Origin of the sequence: Lunatibacter salilacus (assembly GCF_009797935.1) — a bacterium.
Lineage (GTDB): Bacteria > Bacteroidota > Bacteroidia > Cytophagales > Cyclobacteriaceae > Lunatibacter > Lunatibacter salilacus.
Genome location: NZ_VOLC01000018.1, coordinates 129975 through 141277 on the forward strand (window position 1 = coordinate 129975; position 11303 = coordinate 141277).

Genomic DNA, 11303 nt, shown 5'->3' on the forward strand with positions numbered 1-11303 from the left:
ATTGAAGATCGTAAGAATTACACCGTTATTGGATTTTGGGGGAGTAGAAAAAAGAATAAAGCATACTGTAATTGGCTTTAAGTTACTTTCATATCACTCCATTAGCGTCGTAGTGCTTGGTAAAAGAGGAAAAATCTCTGAGGAACTTCAATCAATAGGTACTCATACAATTCATCTTAATCAAGATTTTAGAATCCCAAATATAATATTAATTTTTAAGTTATATCGGTTACTCAAAAATATTCGGCCAGATGTTGTTCACACTTCTGCTTCAGAAGCTAATTTTCATGGTTTGATCGCAGCAAAAATGTCTGGAGTTCCAGTTCGAATAGGGGAGGAAATTGGTTTTCCCAATCATGATTGGAAGTGGAGGGTGATTTTTAAGTGGGTATATAAAACTGCGACAAAAGTTATTGCTATTTCTTATGCGGTAAAGCAACGAATTGTGGACTTGGGTGAGGTTGATGAAAGTAAGGTTTTGGTGGTATATAATCCTGTTGAATTAGGCAATAGGAGTACGGTTAAAAGTGAAAAAGAACCAGTTTTTACTCACTGCACCTCAGTTCGAAATAACAAAGTAGCGACATCTGGAAATGATAATGCTCAATGGATTAGAAAATGTAGTCAAAAAGAAAACCAAATTATTTTTGTAACGACATGTAGGTTGGTGCCTGTAAAGAATCTTGACACTTTGATAAGGGTTTTTGCAGAAATGATGTCAAAAAATAATGACCTAGAGACCAAACTTTGGATTGTGGGGGATGGCCCTGAAAGGGAAAAGTTAGAATCTCTGGTTGTTCATTTGAGGATAACGAGCCGGGTGATTTTTTGGGGTTTTCAAGAAAATGTAACATCATTTCTGGTGAACGCAGATGCATTCGTTTTGCCGTCTTTCTCTGAAGGGTTTTCTATTTCTTTGGTGGAAGCTATGTTGGGTGGCTTACCATGTATAGCTACTAATCAAGGTGGTCCACCTGAAATCATACAAGAGGGTAGAACAGGGTTTTTAATTAACCCTAACTCTAAAATTGAACTTGAGCAAAAAATGGAAAAAATACTTTTTATGTCAAAGGAGGAAAGGGAGGGAATTGGAAAAGCTGCCAAAATAGATGCGGAACGGTATTCTGTTGAAAATTATGTAAACCGTTTGGTAGGTATTTATTCACAACTCCTTAGGGAAAATCGAGTTGGCGGAGAAAATTAGGTTGCTGCATTGTATCGAAACCATTTCTTCTGGAGGGGTGGAAAAAGTAAGGCTTACAATTGCCGATAATCTTGACTTTGAAAAATTTGATTACAAAATTATATGTACGCAAGCAAAAGGGATTATCAAGGAAAGGTTGGAGGCCAGAGGAGTGGAAATCTTTGAAGTAGGTCCATTTGTAAGCTTATTTGAATGGAAAAAGTACAGGAAAGTCATAAAAATCATCAATGCCTATAAACCTCATTTGATTCATGGGGCAGTGTTTGAGGGTATGAGTATGGCAACTATTGGCGGTTTATGTGGGCGTGTTCCTATTGTGATTTTAGAAGAAACCTCCGACCCTCAAACTAGATCAAAGAAAGCCATTTGGCTGCAAAGAATGTATGCAGTATTTGCAGATAAAGTGGTTGGTATTTCACCTGCAGTCGTTAAATACTTGCAGGAGAGAGTGAAAATATCTTCCAAAAAAACTATCCTCATCACTAATGGTGTTTCAATTCCTAAAAGAAATGACCAAGAAGAACTTTCAAAATTGAAAGTCAAATTGGGATTTAAACAGAATGATTTTATAATAGGGTCAGTAGGGAGAGTCCATAATAAAGTCAAAAGATTTTCAGATATTTTGGAAGCAATCAAGGATTTAAATAACTTCCATGTTAAATTTTTGTTGGTAGGAGCTGGGCCAGATTTAAATGGTTTGGTGAAAAAAGCTAAAGAGCTTAGTCTTGAGAATCAATTTGTATCGGTTGGATTTCAAGGAGACACAAATCCATTTTATAGTATCATGGATCTTTTTTGCCTTCCTTCTGCCCATGAAGGTTTTGGTTTGGTGGCTGCAGAGGCAATGTTGCATAATTTACCTGTTGTGGCTACCAATGTGGGGGGATTAAAAGATATTGTCATTGATGGAGAAACCGGATTTTTAGTCTCACGTCAAAGCCCTCAACAATTGGCCAAAAAATTTCTAATTCTAATTGGAAATGAGGAATTAAGAAAATCATTCGGTGAGAAGGGTTATAAAAGGGCAATAGAGAATTATACAGAGAAGCAGTATTGTGAAAATCTTTTTAGTCTCTATGATGGACTTCTAAAACAAAAAGGAATTTCTATTTGAAAACATCTTTTAATTTTTGAATGAAAGGGGAAAAAATTCTTTTTGTCACTTGGGATGGACCAAATGTAAATTATTTGGAGAATCTTTTTTTACCTATTTTTAAAGGTTTACAAATCAAATATGGGCATCAGTTTCATATCATTCAGTTTATATGGGATGCCGAGGAAGTAGTCAAGTCTAGGGAAAAACTTTTTGAAAGCGCAGGAATGAAATACCTAGCCATTCCGGTCAAGAGACGATTCCCAAAATTAGGTCTCATCCTAGCAAAGCTCACTGGTTCTGCTTTTATTAAAAGATATATCAGCAGTCATCAGATTTCGGTGCTAATGCCAAGGGCTACCACTTCTATGGGTATAGTAAAAGGAATTGCCAAGAAAACAGGAATCAAGTTGTTGTTTGATGCAGATGGATTTTCACAGGATGAGCGGGTGGATTTCAATGGATTGTCCAAAGACAGCATGCAGTACAGGTTATACAGGAAAACCGAGCAAAGAGGTTTTCAGGAAGCTGCGTCCATCATTTGCCGTTCAGAAAAGGCTAAGACAATCATTACAGAAAGGGCAGGAATCGGCTTTGATCTTACCAAGGTTTTTGTAGTCCATAATGGCACCTTTGTACCAAAGCCGAAAAAGAATGGGCAGAAAAAACAAACCTGTAGCCTGGTGTATGCGGGTTCCATAGGTCCACAATACAGGTTTACGGAAATGATAGGGATTTATCAACAAGTCAAATCTGAATTTCCGTCTGCAAGATTAACCATCCTAACGGTCCAAAAAGAAGCTGCTATCAATCTATTGCAAAAGTCTTTTCCGGGATTGGAATATGAGGTTACCATTAAGTCAGTTTCACCTGAGGATGTTCATGGAGAACTTTGCAAACATCATATTGGTGTTTCTTTAAGGCAAAGAGCATTTTCTATGTTGGGCGTGGCACCTATCAAAGTCTCAGAGTATTTGGCTGCCGGTTTGGGGATTATCTATTCTCCGGGGATTGGGGATTTGGATGATATTTTAAGGGAAAAACCATTTGCCTATTGCTGGAATGGATTTCCCGAAAACGATTCGTTAAATCATTGGGTAGAAAAGCAGATGAAAGAAGATTTTAGAGAGGATATTCTTGCATTGGCGTTAGCATGGTTTTCTTTGGACAAGACTGTATGGATTTACCATCAAGCATTACAATATGGCGGAGAATAGTTCTAAAATAGTAGTGTTTGATGTTTGCGGTACATTGTATGCTTCAAATACCACCTATGACTTTTTACTTTTTTACTTTAAAAAATACAGTAGGATTAAGTTTTTTAAATCTACGATTGCTTTGTCCTTACCTTCAAAAATAATTATAGTGGCACTTGCCAAATTAGGGATTCAAATCGGGTTAAGAAATTATCTGGTAAGCTTATTGGTGAATGAGCCAGTAGATACGGTAAGCGAGGCCGCTAAAAAATTTTCGGTCAAGTTTTTATCCTCTAAGGAAATCTATCCTACTCACAACTATCTCAAGGAAGTTAAAAAGAGAAGGCAGCGTGTGGTATTGGCAAGTGGCTCACTTTATCCGGTAGTTCAGGAAATTGCCAATGTATTAAAGGTCAACACCTTTATAGCAAGTATCTTGGAAGAAGATGTAAATAGAAAATATACCGGTAGATACTTATTGGATGTAAAAGCAAAAAAGCTTGAATTTTTAGACTATCGCAGTTCTGAAATGATAATCGTTACTGATAATTTGGACGATCTCCCGCTAATAGACAATGCTGGAGAAGCGATAATAGTGTCCAAGAGACAAAACATTGGTAACTGGAATAAATTGCTTAAAACTCATGCCAATTTTCGCATTGTATCGGTTTAGTCAAATGGTCAATCGGTCTATCAGATAGCTAATGCATACTTATGTAATTCCTTTTCAGTACCTTTATATTTCCCGCCTCAAGCGGATATCTGAAGTGTTATCATTACTTTGGATATATCCGATGTATTTAATATTCTTTCTTTTTTACCTCTATGCAATTCCAACTAACTCGCATATTTTGGGTTTTGTTATTGGGTTTATAGCTTGGATGGCCATATATGAAATCGGATATCTCGAAAACGATTCAATCACAATCCATAAAGAGAAATTCCCGAATCTTAGAATTGATACAGACCGTATAAATTTTATTCGATCCAATTTAAAAACAATTGTTGTTTTGCGGGTGATTTTATTTGGCATACTTGTGGGGGCGAATTGGGCGACAAATCTTTGGACCATTAGCCAATGCGGGTGGTTTATTGGTTGGGTATTGATGGGTAGGCTATTCTTTTCCCTCCACAATTCGCTGCGTTCTCGAATCAATATCCTGACCTATTTTGGCCTTTGTGTAACCAAATATTTTGTGTTTCCCTTTCTGCTTTTGGGAATGGACTATGGATTGGAGCCGTACGTTGTTATTTTACTTACCTTCCCCCTGCTTCGTACGTTGGAGCATGCGGTAAAGCCAAAATACCAATTGGTAACCTTACAACAAGTGGTGGAAGGTTTGGACACCTTTCGCCTTGGTTATTATGCGTTCGCCTTGCTAATTGCATTAGCTATTTCGCGTTTCTTTGATTTACTGCCAACGTTGGCTTTATCGGTATTGTATTTTTTTATCTTCCGCTTCGGGATTTGGCTGCTAATTCGTTCTAAAGTGTACTCCAGAGAGGCCATTTAATTTTAGGATATGCTGGATATCTTTGTCCTTTTAGTGGTTTACGTATTGAGTGTCGTTTTGATCTCTGAGTTTGTGCGTCCCCGGGCGGGAGGTCAAGGGGTTAATTTTTGTTTGTTACTCTACCATTACCATGTATTATTAGGCTTCTACTATGGATGGTTTGCCTGGGGAACGGATACCCATTTTTATTGGAACTTAGGAGATCGTTATCGATATTTTTATTTTGAAAGTTGGTTGGACTCTTACGGAACACACAACTATGCGGTGTTTTTTATAAATTACCCACTATCTCGAATAATGGGTCTGGATTTTTGGACAGGGACTTTTATCTATGCAAGTGTAAGTGCATGGGCATTTGTGTTACTGTACTTGGCGGGTCGGAATCTATTCAAAAATAACAAAATCAGTGTTGGTGGAGCATCGATTTGGCCGGGCATTTTATTGCTTCCCAGCTTACACTTTTGGTCCTCAGGAATAGGCAAGGATTCATTGGTTTTTTTATTTATAGCTATATATTTTTACGGAATTCGGGATCTTAGAAAGTACTTATATTTAGTGATATTTAGCGTGATTGGACTGTACCATGTTCGTCCGCATATGGCCTTTATCGTATTGTTGTCTGCTGCCTTTATGTTATTTATTGACGGCAAGTTACATTTTTCCTATAAACTGGTATTTTTTGTTCTTGCTGCCGTGGGATTTGGTTCGATTTACGATGAGGTTTTGGATTTCCTCAAGTTGGACGAACTGACTACCGAGGATGTGGAAGACTTATTCAATACCAGCGCGACAAATTTAAGCTATGGTAGGTCTTACGTGGATATGTCCGGATATCCTTATCCGCTGAAATTATTTACCTTTTGGTACCGACCCCTATTCTTCGATGCGCACAATTTGTCCAGCTTTATCAATTCCATCGAAAATGCCATTGCCCTTTTTCTAACCATATTTATATTTTCAAAAGTTAACCCGATTCAGGGATATCGAAAATCTCCCAATGGTATTAAAATTATGCTTTTGGCATTCCTTTTAGCGTCTATAGCTTTTGCTGGGGCACTTAGTAATTTTGGCATTATCGTACGAATGAAAAACATGACCTTTGTTTATTTCCTGTTTTTCCTAGTTTACATTTATGATGGACATGTGTGGAAAGAAAAAGTGAATAAGTATAGACGCATGCAGATTGCTCAAAAAAGAAGGGAAGCTATCAAGGCAAGGACGGTTCAATAATATTGAATTTCAATAGTATACGCCATATAATTCGTTAAGCAGCTGATAAATAGTAGAAAGTTTGATGATTCTTTCACAAAGAATCATCAAACTTAAGTGATTTCTGTTGAGCCTCTGAAATTATCTCGTTCAACGTAGTTCGAAGTAATTCCGCATAATATGTTGCCCCCGCCTTCGTCAAATGGGCCGTATCGGGGCTTATAAACTTTCCCTCGGGAGTGAATACCAATACTTCTCCATTTCCATTGATTATTGGTCCAATAAGATCAATATATCTCGTTGCCCATTCGGTTTTTAACTGCTCGTTTTTTTCAAGAGATTTCTTTGCTATTTGGGTGCGATAGGTGGAATAATTTATGACGGCATCCATTCTGTTATAATGGATGCCGTTTTGTACTCCAAAATCCTTTATGCCGAAAGCCCAGATTTTGTCTTGATCGATCTTAAATTGATACCGGGTTTCTATATTTGGAATTATTTTCCGACTCATAGAACCATACGATGCGAAAAAAACTAAGTCAGCCTCTTCTATGCGAAGCCTTAATTGTTCGTCGCTAGTGGCCCGGGCCACATCAAAAAAGCTAATTTGCAAATCCTTTTCAAATTCTGACTCCAGTAAAATATTCGTTACATCTCTTCCAAAGCTGTTTCCATATACCAAAACTTTCAATTTATCAGATTTTTCAAACCCTTTGTCCAATTTGCGTACATCCTCGTTGTATTGGATATGGATATTGGTAGTAACCCGAAAAAGGCCTCTTTCAAATTGGTATTTACCTTTATAAACATCCAATACGGGGTAATCCTTTATAATTCCCCCTACAGAGTAGATGTAGAAGGATGCTGCGGAGCTTACCAAAAATAAGGGAATAAGAATAACCAAAACCTTCCTTATAGAGAATAATTGATGATTTCTAAACGGGTTTTCAATATACCGGTAGGTCAAAAAGGAAACTGAAATCGTCAACAAAATTAGGAGAAAAGCCCACGCCACAGTGATTTCCTCCAAATACGCATATCTGGCAAAGGCAAAGATCAACTGATGCATCATATATATGCTAAAACTAATTTTGCCAATTGTGACTACAACTTGGTTTTCAAATAGATATTTATACCATTTGTTATGGCCGGAAAAGTGTTTACCAACTACCAGCAAGGCTGTGGTGGAAAAAGTGATAACGATTACTTTCAGAGAATTAAAGTCCGAAAAGGGTAAGAGAAGGATAGATAAAATTAAACCGACTGAAACATTCAGCAGGTACTTTGAAGAGGCTATTCTATGAAGTTTCCCGTTACCAAACGCAATTGCACCTATCCCCCCCGCGGTAAATTCGAAAAACCGGTGAGGTAAAAGGTAAAATTTTTGAGCTTGGATTTCTGACAATAGAAATAAAGATCCGGATAGTATGGTTAGTACCAACAATGTGGGCATAATAAATTTGACTTTTTTTCCCTGAAGCGATAGAAAAATAAATGGAAAAATAAGGTAGAATTGCTCCTCAATCCCCAAGCTCCAGGTATGCATTAATGGCTTGTATTCATTTCTTACAGCCCAATAGTCTGATGCCGTGATATACATCAAAATATTATTTGCGGAAAAATTGGAAGCAAATACAGCTTGCGATAAGCTGTCCAGATCATCGGGAAGCATTAAAAATATACCGATCCCCAAAGCTAATGTGGTGGTAAACAGCAGTAATGGGATAATCCTGCGAATTCTTCGCAAATAGAAATCAAGGATCGAGAATTCGTTTTTTTCGGACTTATTATAGATTATTGATGTAATCAAAAAGCCGCTGATTACAAAGAAGATATCCACACCTAAGTATCCATTGGGAAGAAACCCCAAGTGAAAAAGTACTACCGCTATTACCGCAAATGCCCTTAACCCATCAATGTCTTTCCTGTACTGCATTTCTAATAAAAAATTTTAAATCCCCCAAAAATAGGATGTTTTTCACGGAATTTTCTCATAAAAGTGAAGGTAGAGGGGATTTAGTTTTTGATTGGGACGACTAAACAGCCCCCCTAAATCCCCCTCCTGAACGCTGCGCTAATCAGGATGTACCACTTTAGGGGGGACGTAATATTCCGTCAGTAAAGAACATTCGTCTTAACCGACGGAAATCTACCTCCCGACTGCCCCCTAAATCCCCCCCTGAACCGCTTCGCTAATCAGGATGTACCATTTTAGTCCTATATAACGGAATCTAGCTCCCTCCCCTTCAGTTGAAAATCCTGTGATAGCGTAGCGGTTACAGGAGGGAGGGCTGGGGAGGGGCAGGACCGGAGACGGAGTATTACAAATTATCAATTTTTTTTTCACCCATCACTTATCCCTTTTGCCATACGCCTTTCGTAATTTCTAATCCGTAATTCGTAATTTCCACCTCATTGGATCTTTTTTTCTCAACCATCCTACTTTTCACTTCCGCCTGGTATCTTTTTCACCAATTCAACCAAGCTAAGCTTCCGCCCTTCTACCGCCGCGTCACCTGGATCCTTTTCGGCTACCATCTCCTGTTTTCTGTTATTTTCCACCACTATATCCTCCGGCACGGGGGTGACTCGGTAGGATACTGGAACCTTACCGCCGATGCCTCCCAGGATGCTGTGGCCTGGATGGAACATTGGGGGTTAAGTACCTTTTTTGTGCAGTGGTTGAATTACCTGCCTTCCCGGGTGTTGGGTCTTTCCTATGGGAGTGGGAATTTGCTTTATGCCTGTGTTTCTTTTCTGGGGTTTTGGAAATTAATTCAGCTTGGTTATCAGGCCTGGGGTAAGTATGCGGATAATACGTTATCACGAACATGGGTATTTCTCCTTTTTTTGCCCAATATCCATTTTTGGACGGCGGGAGTGGGGAAGGAGGCACTGCTTTGGGTGGGACTGGTATATACGCTGGCATTTATCCAAGAACTGCGCCGCTATCCTTCGGGAACATTGGCTATCTTTCTTTCATTTGCCGTTCGTCCGCTAAATGGGGCTATCCTGTTGGTCCTTCTAGGAATCAGACTTATCACCACAAAATCCACGCAGCTTCCCGGAAAGTGGATCTGGACAGGTGTACTTGTCCTATTAATGTTGGGTGCGGGCTATCGGCTCCTTTACCAAACCCATATGCCATCATTGAGCTTGTCGGCGTTGGAGGAGTTTAGCAGGGGGCAGTTTGCCTTTTTGGAAGGCTTTAGTGCGGGATCGGAATTTCCCATGGAAACGTATTCCTGGCCAAGAAAGGTCTGGACCATCGCCTTTCTCCCTTTGGACTTGGGAAATGGAAGTATTTGGCATATAGCCGCGGCGGTGGAAAACGGATTTACCTTGCTTCTTTTGGGCCTGGCGGTAGTAAGCTGGATAGGGGCGGGGCTAAAGGTTTCCTTTCCGGGTTTTCTGTTATATGGAATGGCAGTTGGGTTTTTGCTTATCCTAGCATATGGGTTGACACTGAATAATTTCGGCATTATTTTGCGTATGAAAAGTTTTTATATGCCTTTTTTTCTTTTGGCAGGCTGGCATATATTGATATTCCCAAAAAAATCCTATTATTGTAGTTGGTTTTAAATTTTAATTACCCCTGTCCATTAATAGGTTGAGTACTTCTTTTTTTGTTATTTCCCTAGATTTTGAACTTCATTGGGGCAGGTTTGACAAGGTTCCTCTTGTCGGCAATGAACGGTATTACCTCCAAGCCAGGGAAGCCGTGCCGCGTCTTTGCAGGGAATTTGAATCCTACGGCATCGCAGCCACCTGGGCTACGGTGGGTATGCTCTTTGCGGAAAACATGGAGGAATTGCATGCCTATAGCCCGATGGATAAGCCACAGTACCACAACAACCTTTTTTCCGCTTACCATTGGCTGCAGGGACATAATGTTGATCCAAGGATGCTCTTTGCCCCCGACCTGATTGGGGAAGTGCTGGATACCTCCAAGCAGGAGCTGGGAAGCCATACCTTTGCCCACTACTATACCCGTGAGCTGGGTCATAGTGAGAAGTCCTTTCGGGCAGACCTGCGGGCAGCCCAAAAAATCGCCCAGGATAAGTTTGACGTTGAACTAACCTCCCTGGTATTTCCCAGAAACCAATATGATTCCGCTGCCATGGCCATTGCAGCAGGGGAGGGTTTTGACGCCGTTCGCGGCAACCCCGAAGACTGGTATTGGAGAGATCCGCATGATGAGCACCTGCTGAAGAAAGTGTTCCGTACGGGGGATACGGTGTTACCTCTTGGAAGAAAAACTTCCTATCAATCCTCCACGGTTCTTCCAAACCATCCCGACATGCCATTTAGCGTGGCGGCCTCCCGGTTTTTCCGGCCCTACCAGGGTGTTATGCCGGTACTGAACCGCTGGAAAATCGACCGTATCAAGCGCGAGATGACCCGGGCTGCGCAACTGGGGGAGGTCTACCATCTCTGGTGGCATCCGCACAACCACGGGCACCACTTCGAAGAGAGTTTTCAGGAACTCCGGATGATTCTGGATCACTACCAGTTTTTACACGACACTATGGGGATGGAGTCAGTGGGCATGCGGGGGTTAAAGGAGGCGTTGGGTTAGTCCGAGTGGGTCCCGCTGATCTCGCAGAACCTGTCCCGGTTTTTCGGGATCTTCGCAGAGGTTTCCCGCAGATCCCGCAGATTTTCGCGGATTGTTTTTATTGATATCGAGGTTTAATTCAACCCAAAAAAACCCGTTTTATCCGAGTCATCCGCGTCATCGGTGTTCTATTTCTACGTTGGAGCGAATGGAACACGGATTTGGCGGATTGAACGGATTTGTGCGGATTGTTTTTTTTGAGCCCAAGATTTAATCCGGAACAAAAAAATCCGCTTTATCCGAGGTATCCGCGTCATCGGTGTTCTATTTCCTTTGGATCGAATGGAACACGGATTTGACGGATTGTACGGATTTGTGCGGATTGTTTTTTTTGAACCCAAGATTTAATCCGAAACAAAAAGATCCGCTTTATCCGGGTCATCCGCGTCATCGGTGTTCTATTCTACATTGGATCGAATGGAACACGGATTTGGCGGATTGAACGGATTTGTGCGGATTGTTTTTTTTG

Annotated in this window: 10 protein-coding genes; 8 read left to right on the plus strand and 2 right to left on the minus strand. The window is 40.3% G+C overall.

Annotated elements, in window-relative coordinates; all coding sequences use genetic code 11:
* Window position 1: 1 nt before the first annotated feature.
* Genes FQ608_RS21270 through FQ608_RS21295 form a run of 6 tightly spaced genes read left to right on the plus strand, consistent with a single transcriptional unit; the run spans window position 2 to window position 6237 of the window.
* Window positions 2-1204 carry a glycosyltransferase gene (locus FQ608_RS21270; RefSeq protein ID WP_158860507.1) on the plus strand — a complete coding sequence of 401 codons (1203 nt, stop codon included), beginning with the start codon at window positions 2-4 and terminating at the stop codon, window positions 1202-1204.
* Window positions 1188-2318 (plus strand): glycosyltransferase, encoded by a 1131-nt coding sequence (locus FQ608_RS21275; RefSeq protein ID WP_158860508.1) that lies wholly within the window; start codon window positions 1188-1190, stop codon window positions 2316-2318. The genes FQ608_RS21270 and FQ608_RS21275 overlap by 17 nt, the downstream gene beginning before the upstream one ends.
* A 20-nt stretch (window positions 2319-2338) precedes the next feature.
* Complete coding sequence (locus FQ608_RS21280) at window positions 2339-3514, plus strand: glycosyltransferase family protein (RefSeq protein ID WP_158860509.1); 1176 nt, start codon at window positions 2339-2341, stop codon at window positions 3512-3514.
* Window positions 3501-4166, plus strand: a complete 666-nt coding sequence (locus FQ608_RS21285; RefSeq protein ID WP_158860510.1) for an HAD family hydrolase — start codon at window positions 3501-3503, stop codon at window positions 4164-4166. The genes FQ608_RS21280 and FQ608_RS21285 overlap by 14 nt, the downstream gene beginning before the upstream one ends.
* A gap of 31 nt (window positions 4167-4197) precedes the next feature.
* Window positions 4198-5007, plus strand: coding sequence for a wbuO protein (locus FQ608_RS21290; RefSeq protein WP_158860511.1), 810 nt, complete (start codon window positions 4198-4200; stop codon window positions 5005-5007).
* A gap of 9 nt (window positions 5008-5016) precedes the next feature.
* Complete coding sequence (locus FQ608_RS21295; protein WP_158860512.1) at window positions 5017-6237, plus strand: hypothetical protein; 1221 nt, start codon at window positions 5017-5019, stop codon at window positions 6235-6237.
* Between the two features lie 73 nt (window positions 6238-6310).
* Here FQ608_RS21295 and FQ608_RS21300 read toward each other — a convergent pair whose 3' ends face one another.
* Both FQ608_RS21300 and FQ608_RS21305 read right to left on the minus strand, forming a co-directional pair.
* On the minus strand, window positions 6311-8152 hold the full coding sequence (locus FQ608_RS21300; protein ID WP_158860513.1) for an acyltransferase family protein: 1842 nt from the start codon (window positions 8150-8152) through the stop codon (window positions 6311-6313).
* Between the two features lie 503 nt (window positions 8153-8655).
* Window positions 8656-8868 carry a hypothetical protein gene (locus tag FQ608_RS21305; protein WP_158860514.1) on the minus strand — a complete coding sequence of 71 codons (213 nt, stop codon included), beginning with the start codon at window positions 8866-8868 and terminating at the stop codon, window positions 8656-8658.
* Here FQ608_RS21305 and FQ608_RS21310 point away from each other — a divergent pair.
* A complete protein-coding gene (locus tag FQ608_RS21310) occupies window positions 8860-9798 on the plus strand; it encodes a hypothetical protein (protein WP_158860515.1) in 939 nt (312 codons plus the stop codon). The genes FQ608_RS21305 and FQ608_RS21310 overlap by 9 nt on opposite strands.
* Before the next feature lie 28 nt (window positions 9799-9826).
* On the plus strand, window positions 9827-10795 hold the full coding sequence (locus tag FQ608_RS21315) for a polysaccharide deacetylase family protein (RefSeq protein ID WP_158860516.1): 969 nt from the start codon (window positions 9827-9829) through the stop codon (window positions 10793-10795).
* Window positions 10796-11303: the final 508 nt, after the last annotated feature.